15 protein-coding genes are annotated in these 15414 nt (G+C 71.1%); 5 read left to right on the top strand and 10 right to left on the bottom strand.

All coding sequences use genetic code 11. The features are described from left to right. Positions 1–4: 4 nt before the first annotated feature. The 7 genes from ABT137_RS03485 to ABT137_RS03455 are packed head-to-tail and all read right to left on the bottom strand — an operon-like array spanning position 5 to position 8130. Positions 5–1681 carry a thiolase C-terminal domain-containing protein gene (locus ABT137_RS03485; RefSeq protein ID WP_351701712.1) on the bottom strand — a complete coding sequence of 559 codons (1677 nt, stop codon included), beginning with the start codon at positions 1679–1681 and terminating at the stop codon, positions 5–7. Next, a complete protein-coding gene (locus tag ABT137_RS03480; protein ID WP_351701709.1) occupies positions 1678–3048 on the bottom strand; it encodes a cytochrome P450 in 1371 nt (456 codons plus the stop codon). Before ABT137_RS03480 ends, ABT137_RS03485 begins: the two co-directional genes overlap by 4 nt. A 33-nt stretch (positions 3049–3081) precedes the next feature. Beyond that, positions 3082–3273 carry a ferredoxin gene (locus ABT137_RS03475; RefSeq protein WP_089104827.1) on the bottom strand — a complete coding sequence of 64 codons (192 nt, stop codon included), beginning with the start codon at positions 3271–3273 and terminating at the stop codon, positions 3082–3084. A 17-nt stretch (positions 3274–3290) separates the two neighbouring features. Beyond that, a complete protein-coding gene (locus ABT137_RS03470) occupies positions 3291–4673 on the bottom strand; it encodes an ABC transporter substrate-binding protein (protein ID WP_351701705.1) in 1383 nt (460 codons plus the stop codon). A gap of 60 nt (positions 4674–4733) precedes the next feature. Continuing rightward, positions 4734–5939: a CaiB/BaiF CoA transferase family protein gene (locus tag ABT137_RS03465; protein ID WP_351701702.1), complete on the bottom strand. Its 1206-nt coding sequence runs from the start codon at positions 5937–5939 to the stop codon at positions 4734–4736. Further along, positions 5936–7402, bottom strand: a complete 1467-nt coding sequence (locus ABT137_RS03460) for an aldehyde dehydrogenase family protein (RefSeq protein ID WP_351701699.1) — start codon at positions 7400–7402, stop codon at positions 5936–5938. Before ABT137_RS03460 ends, ABT137_RS03465 begins: the two co-directional genes overlap by 4 nt. After that, entirely contained in the window at positions 7399–8130 is a 732-nt protein-coding gene (locus tag ABT137_RS03455; protein ID WP_351701696.1) for an SDR family oxidoreductase, read from the bottom strand. The genes ABT137_RS03460 and ABT137_RS03455 overlap by 4 nt, the downstream gene beginning before the upstream one ends. A gap of 143 nt (positions 8131–8273) precedes the next feature. On the opposite strand from ABT137_RS03455, the gene ABT137_RS03450 reads away from it, so the two are divergent. From ABT137_RS03450 to ABT137_RS03435, 4 genes are read left to right on the top strand one after another with little or no spacing between them, the layout of a single operon-like run. Then, positions 8274–9080, top strand: a complete 807-nt coding sequence (locus ABT137_RS03450; RefSeq protein ID WP_351701693.1) for a TauD/TfdA dioxygenase family protein — start codon at positions 8274–8276, stop codon at positions 9078–9080. Next, on the top strand, positions 9077–9802 hold the full coding sequence (locus ABT137_RS03445; RefSeq protein WP_351701690.1) for an SDR family oxidoreductase: 726 nt from the start codon (positions 9077–9079) through the stop codon (positions 9800–9802). The genes ABT137_RS03450 and ABT137_RS03445 overlap by 4 nt, the downstream gene beginning before the upstream one ends. Before the next feature lie 5 nt (positions 9803–9807). Beyond that, the gene (locus ABT137_RS03440) at positions 9808–10326 is read left to right on the top strand and encodes a carboxymuconolactone decarboxylase family protein (protein WP_351701687.1); all 519 of its coding nucleotides are present in this window, start codon (positions 9808–9810) and stop codon (positions 10324–10326) included. Next, a complete protein-coding gene (locus tag ABT137_RS03435; protein ID WP_351701684.1) occupies positions 10323–11384 on the top strand; it encodes an NAD(P)H-dependent amine dehydrogenase family protein in 1062 nt (353 codons plus the stop codon). The genes ABT137_RS03440 and ABT137_RS03435 overlap by 4 nt, the downstream gene beginning before the upstream one ends. Positions 11385–11421: 37 nt before the next feature. Here ABT137_RS03435 and ABT137_RS03430 read toward each other — a convergent pair whose 3' ends face one another. Genes ABT137_RS03430 through ABT137_RS03420 form a run of 3 tightly spaced genes read right to left on the bottom strand, consistent with a single transcriptional unit; the run spans position 11422 to position 14297 of the window. After that, a complete protein-coding gene (locus ABT137_RS03430) occupies positions 11422–12213 on the bottom strand; it encodes an enoyl-CoA hydratase (protein WP_351701681.1) in 792 nt (263 codons plus the stop codon). 12 nt (positions 12214–12225) lie between these two features. After that, positions 12226–13383 carry an acyl-CoA dehydrogenase family protein gene (locus ABT137_RS03425; protein WP_351701678.1) on the bottom strand — a complete coding sequence of 386 codons (1158 nt, stop codon included), beginning with the start codon at positions 13381–13383 and terminating at the stop codon, positions 12226–12228. Continuing rightward, a complete protein-coding gene (locus tag ABT137_RS03420; RefSeq protein WP_351701675.1) occupies positions 13380–14297 on the bottom strand; it encodes an acyl-CoA dehydrogenase family protein in 918 nt (305 codons plus the stop codon). The genes ABT137_RS03425 and ABT137_RS03420 overlap by 4 nt, the downstream gene beginning before the upstream one ends. A 113-nt stretch (positions 14298–14410) precedes the next feature. Here ABT137_RS03420 and ABT137_RS03415 point away from each other — a divergent pair, with 113 nt between their 5' ends. Further along, positions 14411–15319 (top strand): TetR/AcrR family transcriptional regulator, encoded by a 909-nt coding sequence (locus ABT137_RS03415; protein ID WP_351701672.1) that lies wholly within the window; start codon positions 14411–14413, stop codon positions 15317–15319. Positions 15320–15414: the final 95 nt, after the last annotated feature.

Below are 15414 nucleotides of genomic sequence, written 5' to 3'. Positions count from 1 at the left end.
GATGTCATCCGTCCGTCCTGAGCAGGAGTACGCCGCTGGGAGTGAGCCCGCCGCTGGAGACCACCGCGGTGCGCGCACCGGCGACCTGGCGGGCGTCGGCCTCGCCGCGCAGCTGGAGCACGGCCTCGTGCAGCAGGCCCATGCCGTGGGTGCGGCCGTGGGAGAGCTGGCCGCCGTGCGGGTTGAGGGGCAGTACCCCGTCGCGGGCGATGTTCTTGCCGCCGTCCAGGAAGTCCCGGGCCTCGCCGATGCCGCAGAAGCCGAGCGCCTCGATCCAGGACAGGCAGTTGAAGGTGAATCCGTCGTAGAGGAGGGCCACGTCCACGTCGGCGGGGCCTAGGTCGGTACGGGTCCAGAGGTGGGCGGCCTGGCCGAGCACCTGGGGTTCGTGGGTGAGGGTGGACTGGTCCCACTCGGGGCGTTCGAGGATCTGGGTGCCGACGGCCTCGAAGCGGACCGGGGGCTTGGGAAGGTCGGGGGCCGTCTCGGCGGCGGAGACGACGACGGCCGTCGCGGCGTCGCAGGGGACGTCGCAGTCGTACAGGCCGAAGGGGGTGGTGACGGTGCGTGCGGAGAGGTAGTCGTCCATGGTGAGCGGGTCGCGGTAGATCGCGTCCGGGTGGCGGGCGGCGTTCGCACGCTGGTTGAGGGCGATCCAGCCGAGGGTTTCGCGGGTGGTGCCGTAGCGGTGCATGTGCCGCTGGGCGTTCATCGCGAGCATCGTCGCCGGGGAGACGGCGCCGAAGGGCTTGAACCACCCTTCCGGGCCTGCCGGTTGGGCCGCACGGATCCTGCCCTGCTTCAGCAGTTCGGCGTACGTCGACTCCCAGACCGTACGGAAGCACAGCACGTGCCGGGCCAGGCCGCCCGCGACGGCCAGCATCGCGGCGATCAGCGAGCCGCCGGGGCCGAAGGTCTCCCCCGCGCCGTTGTGCCAGACCGGGCGGATGCCGAGCGCCGACTCCAGTGCGGTGATCCCGCCCTCGGCGAAGCCGCCGTAGGCACCGCCACCCGGGTAGGTGGAGAGGCCGTCGATGTCGTCGAAGGTGAGTCCGGCGTCGGCGACGGCCTTCTCGCAGGCGTCCACGGTGAGTTCGAGGGGCGGGGCCATGAGGCGGCGGCCGATCCGGGAGGCACCGGCGCCGCTGATGACCACGCGCTCCTCGAATCTGCGGGAGTCCGGTGCCCTACGGACGTGTTCCCGCACGCGTTCGGGTGCGGGTTCGTCGGTGGGCAGCGGTGCGGGCGGGGGTTGCTCGGCGCACGGCCGGAACAGCGGCAGCCAGACGTCGTCGACCTGGTCGAACACGACCTCCATGCGCATGCCGAGCCGCAGTTCCTCCGGTGTGCAGCCGACGACGTTGGTGGTCAGCCGGACCCTCGGGTCCTCCTCGATCGCCACCTGGGCGACGACGAACGGGGTAGGCAGGCCGGGGAACGGGAAACGGTGGTTGACCGTGAAGCCGATGAGCGTGGCGCGGCCCGACACCTCGCGGAGGTCGCCGGTGCGGCCCCGGCAGTACCGGCAGACCGGCTGCGGCGGGTGGATCAGGGACGAACAGGAGCCGCACGAGCGGAAACGGAGCCGTCCGTCGCGGCCGGACGTCCAGAAGAACTCGGTCTCCGGGACGGTCACGGGCCGGGGGCGGACGGCCCCGGACTCCTCGTCGGGCGTGCTCAACGGAGTTTCGCCTCCGCCTTGCGTACCGTCACCGGCTCCGCCAACCCCTGCTCGTCGCAGGCGCGTTGGAGGGTCTCCAGGGTCTCCGCGAGGCCGGGGCCGAGCCGCCGGCCGGGGGTGAAGGTCGCCGGGAGACGGCGCATGCCCTGGATGACGCCGATGGTCTCGTAGTGGACCGTGCCCTCGGGATCGCAGACGAAGTCCGGCACGCGGTCGAGGACATGGAGCAGCATCCGTTTGAAGACCGCACGGGCCACGTTGGAGCCGATGCAGCGGTGGATGCCGAGTCCGAAGGCGGTGTGCCGGTTGCCGCCGCGGGCCAGGTCGACGCTGTCGGGGTCGGCGAAGACCGCCGGGTCCCGGTTGGCCATCGCCCAGGACAGCCACAGCCGGTCGCCCTCTTTGAACTGCTTGCCCGAGATCTCGCAGTCCTCGGCGACCGTACGGCCGTCCCCGGGCGCCGGCGTGAAGTAGCGCAGGAACTCCTCGGTCGCCGTGTCGAGGAGGGTGTCGCGCTCACGGCTGAGGCGCTCCCGTTCCGCCGGGTGCTCGGAGAGCCACTCCAGGGCGTGCGCGGTCAGCGCGGTGGTGGTGTCGAAGCCGCCGCCGATGAGCAGGGCGAGGGCACCGACCAGGTCACTCTCCGCCGGGGCCTTGCCGTCGATCTCCATGCGGGCGAGGGCGTCGGCGAGGCCGGGGCGCGGGGTCGCCCGGACCTCCTGGAGCGTGGCGGCGATGTCCTTGATCATCGCCATGTGGGCCTGCACCACCCTGGCCATCTCCGGTGAGTTGGGCGGGGTGTAGACGCCGGCGTGGGCGGGTTCGTTGTACAGCTCCCACTTCTTCAGCGGGATGCCCATCATGGCGAGGGTGAAGACGGCGGGGACGATGTTGGCGAGGTCGTCGACGAAGTCGATACGGCCGCTCTCGATCCGTTCGTCGAGGCAGGCGCGGGTCACCTCGTCGATGAACGGGATCCAGCGTTTGATCGCCGCCGGGGAGAGATAGGGGTTGAGGGCGTTGCGGTAGGCGCGCTGCTCGGGCGGGTCCATCTCCAGGAAGCCGCCGCGCAGGCCCCTGCCGCGCGGTGGCGCCGGGATGCTGATGCCCTGGTAGCCGCGACGCTCGCCGTGCACGTCGTGGTCGTTGGAGAGCTTCTCGCCGGCCCGGGCGAAGGCGAGCAGCTCGCGGTTGCCGGCGGCCACCCAGTGGCCGCCGTAGGTGTCGGACCAGGCCAGCGGGCAGCCGGTGTGGAACTCCTGGGTCTTCTCCTCGAAGTGCCGCCGGTACTCGGGGGCGTGCCGGTCGAAGTGGACCCGGGGCTGTTTGCGGGCCTCGTCGCCCGTGTCGTCCGGTGCGGTCGTCATGGAGTCGGTTCCTCTCGGTCCGCCGGGTGCGGCTCAGAACACGCTGATGGCGCGTTCGGGGCAGGAGCGGACGGCCTCGACCACCGCGTCCTCCTGGTCGGCGGGGACGTCCTCGGTGACCGGTGAGGAATGCCCGTCGATCTCGCTCAGTTCGAAGACCTTCGGCGCCCGCATGGCGCACAAGGTGTGGCCCTGGCAGCGCTCGGGGTCGACGCGTACCTTCATGTGTCCCACCTCCGGTTTCATGTCAGGTCGGCCATCGACTTGCCGACGCTCGCGAGGGTGGCCGGCTTGCCGTAGTCGGCCTTGTACTTGTAGGTGGGGGCGTCGCAGCGGTAGGTACCGGTGGTGGGCTTGAAGTCCGCGAGCTGCCAGCCCTTCGCGGTGGCCTCGACGATCGTGTAGCACTTGGAGGGGAGGTCCGACCTGCTCAGGTCGGCCGGTGCCTGGAGTCCGCCGCCGGTCCAGGCGGTCTGCTTGACCGCGTTGTCGTACACGCAGGTGCGGGTCAGCTCGGCGCAGTCCCGGGCGGAGGCGGCGAACAGCAGCCAGGCGGAGAAGGCACGCAGCACCGGGTAGGTGACCTGCTTGCCCGGCGCGTACTTCTTGAAGAGGTCGAGAACCTGCTGGGTGGCCGGGTTGTCGGCGGCGCTCTCCAGCGGTGCGGTGGCGAAGAGTTCGGCGTAGTTGTGCTGCTTGGCCAGGGCGGGGCCGGCGAGTTGCAGGAAGGCGGGACCGTAGGCGTTGCTGTTGGCGTCGATCCAGTCGGGCGTGTAGCCGATGTCGGTGAGCGCCTGCTCCAGCTTGGCGAGGCTCGCGAAGTCCCCGAGGAAGACGAGGCCCTTGACGCCCTTGTTCTTGATGGACTGGGCGTACGGGGTCCAGTCGGAGACGCCGGCCGCCGGGTAGAGGTCGTTGTAGGAGACCTTCCCGCCGAGGCCGCCGACGGCCTCCTTGAACTGGGCGGACATCACCTTGGTGACGGGGGAGTCGCCGGAGATGATGCCGACCTGCTGCGCGGAGTCGGGGTACTTGTCCTTCAGCAGCCAGGTGTAGTAGCCGGCGTACTGGAAGTAGCCGGGGGCGGCGCCGCCGGAGAGGACCTGGAGGTCGGAGCCGATGGCGCCGATCTGGCTGGACTGGGCGGGGAAGGCGGGCAGCAGGCACTTCAGGCGGTCCTGCACCCCGAGGGCGTCCAGCGCGGAGCCGCCGCCGACCAGCGCGAAATCGGACTTGCAGGCCGCCAGGACCGCTTGGCGGACCTGGGTGAGCCCGCTGTCCCGGGTGACGGCGACGATCTTGCGGCCGTTGATGCCGCCTGCGTCGTTGCACCAGGAGGTGAACACCTTGGCGGCGTCGGGGAACTCGGAGTTCTTGGTGTAGCCGATGTCGGACATGACGCCGACCTGGATGCTCGTGCCGGTGACGCCCTGGACGGACGAGGACTTGGCGGTGCCGGGGCCGCAGACGTTCTTCAAGGTGCCGAAGTCGGCCGATGCGGTGGACGCGCCCGCGGCGGGCGTCGCCGTCCGGGCGGCGGACTGCGTGCCGTCGTCGGATCTGGTCGAACAGCCGGCCAGCAGCACCGCGGTCACGGTGACCGCGCCGATCAGCAGCCTGCGCATGGTGCCTCCTCGAAGGGCTCGGACGCCGTCGTCCGAGGGAGGTGCGGGAGTAGTGAGGGGTCAGGTGACCGCGCCGCTCGCCTTCAGGGCGAGGATGCGGTCCCAGTCGTAGCCGAGCTCGGCGAGGATCTCCTCGGTCTGCGCGGCGAACTCCGGTGCGGGGCCGAGGCGCGTGTCCTCGACGTCGAACTGGATGGGGCTGGCGACGAGTTCGAGGTCACCGGCCCGCCCGAGGTAGCCGTTGGCGCGGGCCTGGGGGTCGGCCGCGGCCTGGAGGGTGTCCTGGACGGGGGCCCAGGGTCCGTCGAGGGCGGCGAACCGCTCGGACCACTCGGCGAGGGTGCCGCCCGCGATGATCTCCCGGAGGATCTTCACCGCCTCCTCGGTGTGCTCGGCGATGGCCTCGCCGGTCGCGAACCGGGGGTCCTCGGCGAGGTCCGGCCGGCCCAGGCACTGGCAGACGCCCGGCCAGAACCTGGCGGGCTGGAGCATGACGAAGGAGATGTAGCGGTCGTCGGCCGTCCGGTAGAGCCCGGAGAGCGGGTTGCGGGGCGAGCCGTGGGCGCTGGGCCGTACGCCTTCCCAGGCCCGCTCCAGGTGCAGGGAGAGCCCGATGGCGTGGCCCAGCGCCCACAGGCCGCTGCCGAGCAGGGAGACGTCCACCACCGCCGCTTCCCCGGTGCGCTCGCGGCGCAGCAGGGCGGCGGCGATGCCGCCGGCCAGGTTGGTGCCCGAGATGGTGTCGCCGTAGGCCGGTCCGGGCGGGCTGATCAGGCCCTCGGTGCCGGGCGGGGTGATGCTGGCGGCGGTGCCGGCGCGGGCCCAGAAGGCGGTCATGTCGTAGCCGCCCCTGTCCGCCTCGGGGCCGCGCGGCCCGAGGGCGCTCCCCCGGGCGTACACGACACGGGGGTTGACGGCACGGATGTCGTCGACGTCGATGCCGAGCCGGGCCCGGGAGGCGGGCATGAAGCTGGTGAGGAACACGTCGGCGTCCCTGGCCAGTTCGTACAGCACCTCGCGGCCCTCGGGCCGGGCGATGTCGAGGCCGATGGACCGCTTGCCGCGGTTGGCGTGCGCGACGTTGGGGTTGGGGTCGCCGTCGACCCGGAAGGTGCCGGTCTGGCGCAGTCCGCGCTGCGGGTCGCCGTTCACGGCGTGCTCGACCTTGACGACGTCCGCGCCCCAGTCGGCGAGCACGGCCCCGGCCGAGGGCACGAAGCCGTACATCGCGACCTCCAGGACCCGGATGCCCTCCAGCGGCTTCATGCCTGCTCCACGGGTACGACGACCCGTGCGAAGGACTTCTCCTCCAGGAACTCCTCGAATCCCGAACGCCCGCTCTCCCGGCCGACGCCGGACTGCTTGTAGCCGCCGAAGGGCACGTCGGGGGCGAAGTAGTTGCCGCCGTTGATGGAGAAGGTGCCGGTGCGGATGCGCCGGGCGACGCGGATGGCGCGCTCGTCGTCGGCGCTGTGCACGGCGCCGGACAGGCCGTAGCGGGAGTTGTTGGCGATCCGGACCGCGTCCTCCTCGTCGTCGAAGGGGATCACGGCGAGGACGGGGCCGAAGACCTCCTCCTGGGCGATCTCGCTGTCCGGGTCGACGTTCGCCAGGAGGGTGGGTTCGTAGAAGTAGCCCGGCTCGATCCGGTTGCCGCCCCGGACGAGGGTCGCGCCCGCCTCGACGGCCCGCCGTACCATGCCGTCGACCTTGTCGCGCTGCTGCTCGCTGATCAGCGGGCCCATGGTGGTCTTGGGGTCGGTCGGGTCGCCGACGGTGACGCGTGCCATGCCGGCGGCGACCAACTGCACGATCCGGTCGTGGTGTTCGCGCGGGACGAGCAGGCGCGAGGTGAGGGCGCAGCCCTGGCCGGAGTGGGAGCAGATGGTGAACGCGGCGAACATGCCCGCCTTCACGAAGTCGGCGTCCTCCAGGATGATCATGGCTGACTTGCCGCCGAGTTCGAGGAAGACCCGCTTCACGGAGTCCGCGGCAGCGGCCATGATCCGACGGCCGGTGGTAGTGGCGCCGGTGAAGGTGACCACGTCGACGTCGGGATGGGTGGTGAGCAGTTCGCCGACCTCGGGGCGGGCGGAGCTGAGCACGTTGATGACGCCGGGGGGTATGTCGGTGTGCTCGGCGATGAGTTCACCGAGCGCGAGGGTGGTGAGCGGGGTCTGCGGGGCGCCCTTGAGGACGACGGTGCAGCCCGCGGCGAGGGCGGGGGAGATCTTGGCGAGGGCGAGCTGGTTGGGGTAGTTGTACGGCAGGATCGCGGCGACGACGCCGGCCGCCTCCTTCTCCACCCAGCGGTGGTGGCGCTGGCCGCGTGACTCGATCTCGCCGAGGTCCGCGGTGAACTCGTAGGTCTCCAGCAGGTCGGCGTAGAAGTTCACGATGCCGATGGGCTCGTCGAGCTGGGGTCCATGGGTGAGCTGGCGCGGGGCGCCGACCTCGGCGATGGTCAGTTCGCGCAGTTCCTCGCGGTGCTCGTCGAGCGCCTGGTGGAGCTGGCGCAGGCAGCTCAGCCGCAGGTCCCGGTCCGTGGACCAGTCGGTGGTGTCGAACGCGCGGCGGGCGGCGGCGACGGCCGCCTCGGCGTTGGCGGTCGTGGCGTCGGGGGCGTGGCCGAGGAGCTCACCGGTGGCGGGGTTGTAGGTGGGGAACGTGGTGTCGGCGGAGAGGAGTTTGCCGTCGATCAGCTGGGACCTGCCGGCGGGCGCGCTCACAGCCGCACCAGCGATCCGCCGTCCACGGCGAGCACCTGGCCGGTGACCCAGGCCGCGTCGTCGGAGAGCAGGAACACCAGCGCGCCCGCCTGGTCCGCAGGGGTCCCCAGGCGCTTGAGGGGGAAGGACTGCACCATGGCCGTGCGGTGCGCCTCTGGGATGATGCTGCGGGTGGCCTCGGTGTCCGTCGGCCCGGGCGCGATGGCGTTGACGCGGATGCCGCGCGGGCCGAGTTCGGAGGCCAGCGAGACGGTGAGGTGGTTGATGCCGGCCTTGGCGAGCCCGTAGAAGCCGGTGGCCTGCCAGGCGGCGGTGGACGACTGGTTGACGATCGCCGCGCCCTCCGTCAGGTGCGGCAGCACGGCGCGGGTGACGTGCAGCGCGCCGAGCAGGTTCACCTTGAGGAACCGGTCCAGGTAGTCGTAGTCGACGGTGACGACGCCCTCGCGGCGCATCCCGTGGAAGATCGCCGCGTTGTTGACGAGGTGGTCGATCCTGCCGTACTCGGCCATCACGGTGGCGGCGAGCTGTTCGGCGGAGGCGGGGTCGGCGACGTCGACCGCGACGAAGAGCGCGTCGCCGATGTCCTTGGCGACGCGCTTGCCCTGCTCCTCGTTGAGGTCCGCCACCACGACCCGTGCGCCCTCGGCGGCCAGCGCCCGGGCGTATCCCTCACCGATGCCCTGGCCGGCCCCGGTGACGATCACCACCTTGTTCTTCAACCGCATCGCAGCCTCCATGCTCGGTTGGTGTGGAAACTACATTCTCATTTTCGGCGAATCAAGGATTCGAACACGAGAATATGATGCTCTGCACTTCACGCCGCAACCGCCAGGAGAATAAGGTTCTCACCAACGAAAGGGGAGTTTTCATGATCGACTCGAAGGCCGTGAGCCCGTCGCTCGGCGTGGAGTTCACGGGCGTCACGGACCCGCTCGACGACACCTTCGTTCATCGCTGCGTCGAGGCGCTCAAGTGGCGGGGCGTGCTCGTCGTGCGCGGGCTGCACCTCGACGACGAGCAGCAGCTGGCGTTCAGCCGCAGGCTCGGCGAGGTGGTCGCGCTGCGCGGCCAGGAGATCTTCCCCATCTCGATCAATCCGGCGAAGAGCGCGAGCGCCAAGTACCTCAAGGGCGCCTTCTTCTGGCACCTCGACGGCACCAGCGACGACGTGCCCGTCAAGGCGACCACGCTCACCGCCCGGCACGTGGCCACGGTCGGCGGCGGCACGGACTTCGCCAGCACCTATGCCGCGTACGAGAACCTGCCGGTCAAGGACCGCGAACGCTACGAGAGTCTGCGGGTGGTGCACACCTTCGAGGCGGCGCAGCGGCTGGTGACCCCGGACCCCACGCCGGAGGAGCTGGCCGGCTGGCGCACCCAGCCTGCTCACGAGATGTCCCTGGTGTGGCGGCGCCGGGACGGCCGCCGCTCCCTCGTCGCCGGCGCCACCGCCGACCACGTCGTCGGCATGGACCCCGAGGAGAGCCGCGCCCTCCTGGACGACCTGCTCGACTGGACCACCCAGGACCGGTTCCGCTACACCCACGACTGGGAGGTCGGCGACCTGGTCGTGTGGGACAACACCGGGATCCTGCACCGGGCGCTGCCCTACGACGAGAGCTCCGAGCGGCTGCTGCACCGGACCACGGTCGTCGGCGACGAGGCGTTCGCATGAGCGGGGCGGTGGAAGCGGCCCGCACGGCGGTCGTCACCGGCGGCGCCTCCGGCATCGGTCAGGCCATCGTCCGCCGACTGACCGCCGACGGACTGAAGGTCGCCGTCCTCGACCTCACCCCCGGCACCGACGACTGCGCGTTCACCGTCGACGTCACCGACCGGGCCCAGGTCGACAAGGCGATGGACGCGGTGCGCGAGCGTCTCGGCCCGGTCTCCGTGCTGGTCAACGCGGCCGGCCGGGACGGCTTCACCCGCTTCGCCCAGCTCTCCTTCGCCGACTGGCAGCGCGTCGTGGACGTCAACCTCAACGGGGTGTTCCACTGCGTGCAGTCGGCGCTGCCGGACATGTGGGAAGGCCGCTGGGGCCGGATCGTGAACATCTCCTCGTCCAGCGCGCACTCCGGGCAGCCGTTCATGGCGCACTACGTCGCCGCCAAATCCGCGGTGAACGGACTGACCAAGTCCCTCGCACTGGAACTGGGGCCGCGCGGCATCACCGTCAACGCGATCCCGCCCGGTTTCATCGACACCCCGATGCTGCGCACGGCCGAGCGCAACCAGCGCCTCGGCGGCACCATCGAGGAACACATCGCACGCACCCCCGTACGCCGGGTCGGCCGGCCCGAGGACATCGCCGCGACCTGCTCCTTCCTGGTGAGCGAGGAGGCCGGTTACATCACCGGCCAGATCATCGGCGTGAACGGGGGCCGCAACACGTGACGAGGGTGTCGCCGATACCGTACGAGGAGTGGGACGCCGAGGCCCTGCGGCCGCTCACGGGTGGCCGCACCGTCCCGCCGTCCAACGCCCTCGGCCTGCTGCTGAACCATCCGCGCCTGGCCAGGGCGTTCCTGACGTTCAGCACCCAACTGGTCTACCGCGGCACGCTTCCGGACAGGATGCGCGAGTTGACGGTCCTCCGGGTCGCCTGGCGCAGCCGCTGCCGGTACGAATGGGCGCATCACGTCCTGCTGGCCCGGGAGGCCGGCGTCACGGACGAGGAGGTGGAAGAGGTACGCCAGGGCGCGAACACCCTGGTGAACAGGGCGGTGGACGAGCTCGACACGACCTCGTCGCTCTCCGACGGGCTGTACGCGGAACTGGCGAAGGAACTGGACGAGCGGCAGCTGATGGAGTTCGTGTTCGTCGTCGGCGCGTACCGCCTGCAGGCCATGGCGTACAACACCTTCGGTGTGGAGCCCGATGCGGGCATGGACGACGCGGGCATGGCCGGGGAAGGGTGAGCACGCAGCGTCCCCCGCACCCGGACCGGCCCCTCCGGGTCGTCCAGTGGGCCACCGGAAACATCGGTACGCGCTCGCTGCGTGCCGTTCTGGACCATCCGCGCATGACGCTGGCCGGAGTGTTCGTCAGCGGTCCGGCCAAGGCCGGGCGCGACGCCGGCGAACTCTGCGGGACCGGCCCGACGGGAGTCGTCACCACCGCCGACCCCGACGACATACTCCGGCTGCGTGCCGACTGCGTGCTGTACATGCCCCGGGCGACCGACCACGACGAACTGTGCGCCCTGCTGGCGTCCGGCGCGAACGTGGTGACCACGGCGGGCGGATTCCACCACCCCGCCGGCCTGGATCCCGCCCTGAGGAGCACAGTCGAGGCGGCCTGTGAGCGGGGCGGCACGTCACTGCACGCCACCGGCAGCAGCCCGGGCTTCATCACCGAGGCGGTACCGCTCGTCCTGGCCTCCGTGCAGCGACATCTTGAGAAGCTGACCATCCACGAGTACGCCGATCTGTCCCGGCGGAACTCACCGGGGCTGCTCTTCGACGTGATGGGCTTCGGCGGGCCGCCGGACGGTACGTTCGACGAAGGCCGTCTGGCCCACATCCGGTCGGGTTTCGGGCCGTCCCTACGGCTGGTCGCCGACGCCCTGGGCCTGCCCCTCGACTCCGTCGAGACCCGGGGCCGGGTCGCCACCGCCGTGCGCACGACCGCCATCGCCGCCGGAGTCCTGCGGGCGGGGACGGTGGCCGCGCAGCGCATCACGCTCTCCGGTCGCCACGCCGGACGTACGCTGCTGGAGTTCAACGCGACCTGGTACTGCACCACAGACCTCGACGAGGCCTGGGACCTCCGTCCCACCGGCTGGCACCTGAAGGTCGACGGCGACACACCCCTGGACGTCGACATGCGGTTCCCGGTACCGCTGGAGCGGCTGGCCGCCGTGTCCCCCGGTTACACCGCACACCGGGCGGTCAACGCCGTGCCAGCCGTGTGCGCCGCCGCCCCCGGCATCCGTACGACGGTGGACCTCCCTCTGTTCACCGCCGACCTCGGCTGAGGTCCGGGACCGGGAGGGTGCCGGGACCCCCTCCCCCTCAGCTCTGCTTCAAGCGGTCCTTCATCTCGTCCAGCCGGGTCAGGATCGGATGGCCGCCCACGCTGAGGGCGTTGCCGTGCCCGGTCTGGTGGATGTCGAAGACGGACTGGAGGGCGGCGTAGAAGCCCTGTACGTCGAGGGTCTGGTTCACCGCGCGCTTGGCCTGGCGGAGGCCGAAGGGCGGCATCCGGGCGATCTGTCGCGCCAACTCGTCCGTCGCGGTGCCGAGTCCGGCCAGGGGGACGACCCTGTTGACCATGCCGACCTGTTCGGCCTCGTGCGCGGTCAGGGCGCGACCGGTGAAGAGGATCTCCTTGGCCTTGCGGGGCCCCAGCTCCCAGGTGTGGCCGTGGTACTCGACCCCGCCGATGCCCATGTGGACGACCGGGTCGGAGAACTCCGCGTTCTCGGCGGCCACGATCAGGTCGCACGGCCAGCACAGCATCAGCCCGGCCGCGATGCACTTGCCCTGGACTGCCGCGATGGTGGGCTTGGGGATGTTGCGCCATTTCAGCGAGTATTCGAGATAGCGGCGAGTCTCGGCTTCGTAGATCCACTCCAAGGTGATCTCACCGGGTCCGGGCCAGCGGTCCTTGAGGTCGTGACCGGCGGAGAAGTGCCGTCCGTTCGCCCTGAGCACGACCACCCGCACCGCCTCGTCCCTGGCCGCGCGCGTCCAGGCGGCGTCGAGGTCGTCGAGGAGGGCCATGGTCTGGGCGTTGGCGGCCTCGGGGCGGTTGAGGGTGATCGTCGCGATGCCGTCCTCGGCGTCGTACAGGATCTGGTCCATGGCGGGTGTCCTCTATCGCGGCAGGCCGAGGATGCGCTCGGCGACGATGTTGCGCTGGATCTCGCTGGTGCCGCCCGCGATGGTGCCGGCGAAACTGCGCGCGTACCGCTCGAACCAGCTGGAGATGAACGCCTCGTTGTTCATGTGGTGGTAGGGCCCAGTGCGGGCGGGATGCGACAGGGCGTCGGCGCCGTGGGCCTCCAGGGCGTGCAGGGAGGCGGACTGGACGGCCTCGGAGCCGAGCAGCTTGAGCACGGAGAGCTCGGCGGGGTCCCGGTCCGGGCCGAGTTGCCGGTAGCCGAGCAGCCGCAGCGCCTGGAGGTCCATGAGGAGGGTGGCGTACCACTCCTGGCCGGCGCCGACGTCGGCGGCGTCCTGCACCAGGTCCTCCAGGCGTTCGGCGAACGACAGCCACAGCAGGGTGCGTTCGTGCCCCAGGGAGCCGTTGGCCACCCGCCAGCCCTCGTTCAGCGGCCCGACGAGGTTCTCCCGTTCCACCCGGACGTCCGTGAAGAACACCTCGTTGAAGTCGAGGTCGTCCTCGGCGGCGATCGACCCGAAGGGACGCCGTACGACGCCCTCGGTGGCCGTGGGGATCAACAGGGCGCTGATGCCCTTGTGCTTGGGCGCGTCGGGGTCCGTGCGGACGAAGGTGAGCAGGACGTCGGCGTCGTGGGCGCCGGAGGTCCAGATCTTATGGCCGTTGACGGTGAAGGTGTCGCCGTCCAGCACCGCTCGGGTGCGCAGGGAGGCCAGGTCGGAGCCGGCCTCGGGCTCGCTCATCCCGAGCGCGGCGGTGATCTCGGCGCGCAGGATCGGCACGGCCCAGCGGCGCCTCTGCTCCTCGGTGCCGAAGGTGATCAGGGATGCGGCGATGATGCCGAGGCCCTGGGGGTTGAAGCTGTGGTAGATCCGGCGGCGGGCCAACTCCTCCAGATGCGCCAGCTGTTGCGGCAGGGTGGCACCGCGCCCGCCGTACTCCGGTGGCTGGCCGGGCAGCAGCCACCCCGCGTCGAACAGGGTGCGCTGCCAGCGGCGCGCCCAGTCGGGGACGTGGGCGCTGGAGCGGGAGCGGTCCCGCGCCTCGCCCTCGGCGGGGAGGTTGGCGTCCAGGAAGGCGGAGAACTCGGCGCGGAAGTCCGCCACTTCGGGATCGTCGGCGAGTCTCATGACGCCAGCAGAGCCTTCCTGTGCGCGGACGCGGTGCCGAAGAGCAGGTCGCAGGCCTGGGCCCGCTTCAGGTGGTACTGGAGTTCGTTCTCCCAGGTGAAGCCCATGGCCCCGAAGAGCTGCAGCCCGTGCCGGAAGACCAGGCGCTGGCACTCCCCGGCCGCGGCCTTGGCCATGTGGGCGGCCCGGGTGCGCCGGGGGTCGTCCTCGGCGATGGTCAGCGCGGAGAAGTGGGTGAGGGCTCGGGCGCGCTCGATCGCCACGTGCATGTCGGCGGCCTTGTGCTTGACCGCCTGGAAGGAGCCGAGCGGGCGGCCGAACTGCACCCGCTGCTTCACGTGGTCCAGGGTCAGGTCGAGGATCCGGCGGCAGGCGCCGACCGCGGTCGCGGCGAGGCCGGTCAACGCCAGGTCGGGCACGCCCTCGGCGAGGGCACCGACCTCGACGGCCTCGACATGGGCCAGGTGCAGGTTCGGGTCGAGCACGGGGACCCGCCGCACCGCCAGTTCGGCTCCTGGTACGACGACCACCCCGTCCGGCGTGAGCAGGGCGACCTCGTCGGCGCGGTCGGCGTCCAGGACGTACCGCCCGGTGCCGTCGAAGACCGCCGTACCGCTGCCTTCGGGGAGACGGCCGGTCAGTGGGGCGAACCAGGTGGCCGTGGCCAGGAACGGGGTCGGGTCGGCGGCGTAGCCCAACTCCTCCAGGATGAGGGCGAGTTCGAACGGGGGTGCCTCCAGCCAGCCTAGCCGCCGGTAGGTGCTCCACTGCTGTTCCTCGGGCCGGCCGCGGACCTTGGCGACCGTCTCGCGCACCGTGCGCCGCAGCAGCTGTTGGTCCTCGTCGAGTTCGAACTCCACGCCCGCCTCCGCCCTGTCCGTACCGGTGGCCGCACGCCGGGCGCGAGCCCGCATCGGGCGAGAATAGCATTCTCGCCATACGAAAGTAATGCTCTTGTTTCTTACAGAGGCCGATTCGGTAGGGGGAGTGCCCCTGCTTTTCACATGCGTGGAGTACCGTTCTACTCATGAGTGCCGTCCCCGCAGAACCGGTCGAGACCCCCGAGCCCGCCTGGCGGCAGCGCGCCGTCGAGCGCTCCACCCGGGCCGCGAAGCTGCGCGCCGAGCAGCGCGTCCAGCGGTTCCTCGACGCCGCCCAGGAGCTGATCGCCGACAAGGGCACCACCGACTTCACCGTGCAGGAGGTCGTGGAGCGCTCCCGGCAGTCGTTGCGCAGCTTCTACCAGCACTTCGACGGCAAGCACGAGCTGCTCCTCGCCCTCTTCGAGGACGCGCTCTCCACCTCGGCCGCCGAGATCCGGGAGAAGGCCGCCGCGGGGCGGGACCCGCTGGAGCGGCTGAAGATCGCGGTCGACCTCCTGTACGGCTCCTCCACGCCCCGCAAGGGCCAGCAGTCCCCGCTCTTCACCGACTTCGCGATCCAGCTGCTGGTCACCCACCCGGACCAGGTGGCCACCGCCCACCTTCCGCTGCTCGCCTACTTCACGGAGCTGGTGGAGGAGGCCGTCGCGGCCGGTCAGGCCGTGACCGCGAAGCCGCGGCGCACCGCGTCCCTGATCATGCAGACGGCGATGTTCACGGCCCAGGCCCCCGCGGCACCGGTCGGGGCCCACCCCTCCCCCATCACCGCCGAGGAGGTGTGGGCGTTCTGCCTGGGCGGACTCAGGGGTCCCGGCACGGCACAGGGCCCGGCCGCGACCGCACCGACCACGACGGCACCGGCCACGACAGCACCGGCCGAGGACGCCCCCGCGACGAAGACGACTGCAACGAAGGCGACCGCGGCGACGGCACGCAAGGCCGCCCCGGCGAAGAAGACCACGGCCACACCGCAGAAGCGGGCCGCCGCCGCAAAGAAGGCCGCTCCCGCGAAGAAGGCGACCACCGCCACGAAGGCCGCCCGCTCCCAGGCGTGACCTGGTCGGTCCAGGGCCTCCGCGGGATCACCCGCGGGGGCCTTTGCCGTCCCACGGGACCCACCGCCATACCGTGAGCGACATCTTTTCGCCCC

Source organism: Streptomyces sp. NPDC001980 (genome assembly GCF_040296885.1).
GTDB lineage: Bacteria > Actinomycetota > Actinomycetes > Streptomycetales > Streptomycetaceae > Streptomyces.
Note: the sequence above shows the minus strand (reverse complement) of the source record. Positions and strands in the feature narration are given on the sequence as shown.

Bases quoted from the DNA above. Each gene is read 5' to 3' on its own strand.
- ABT137_RS03470 (WP_351701705.1), bottom strand. From the start codon at position 4,673: ATGCGCAGGCTGCTGATCGGCGCGGTCACCGTGACCGCGGTGCTGCTG.
- ABT137_RS03480 (WP_351701709.1), bottom strand. From the start codon at position 3,048: ATGACGACCGCACCGGACGACACGGGCGACGAGGCCCGCAAACAGCCC.
- ABT137_RS03450 (WP_351701693.1), top strand. From the start codon at position 8,274: ATGATCGACTCGAAGGCCGTGAGCCCGTCGCTCGGCGTGGAGTTCACG.
- ABT137_RS03415 (WP_351701672.1), top strand. From the start codon at position 14,411: ATGAGTGCCGTCCCCGCAGAACCGGTCGAGACCCCCGAGCCCGCCTGG.
- ABT137_RS03425 (WP_351701678.1), bottom strand. From the start codon at position 13,383: ATGAGACTCGCCGACGATCCCGAAGTGGCGGACTTCCGCGCCGAGTTC.
- ABT137_RS03465 (WP_351701702.1), bottom strand. From the start codon at position 5,939: ATGAAGCCGCTGGAGGGCATCCGGGTCCTGGAGGTCGCGATGTACGGC.
- ABT137_RS03430 (WP_351701681.1), bottom strand. From the start codon at position 12,213: ATGGACCAGATCCTGTACGACGCCGAGGACGGCATCGCGACGATCACC.
- ABT137_RS03475 (WP_089104827.1), bottom strand. From the start codon at position 3,273: ATGAAGGTACGCGTCGACCCCGAGCGCTGCCAGGGCCACACCTTGTGC.
- ABT137_RS03455 (WP_351701696.1), bottom strand. From the start codon at position 8,130: ATGCGGTTGAAGAACAAGGTGGTGATCGTCACCGGGGCCGGCCAGGGC.
- ABT137_RS03445 (WP_351701690.1), top strand. From the start codon at position 9,077: ATGAGCGGGGCGGTGGAAGCGGCCCGCACGGCGGTCGTCACCGGCGGC.
- ABT137_RS03420 (WP_351701675.1), bottom strand. From the start codon at position 14,297: ATGCGGGCTCGCGCCCGGCGTGCGGCCACCGGTACGGACAGGGCGGAG.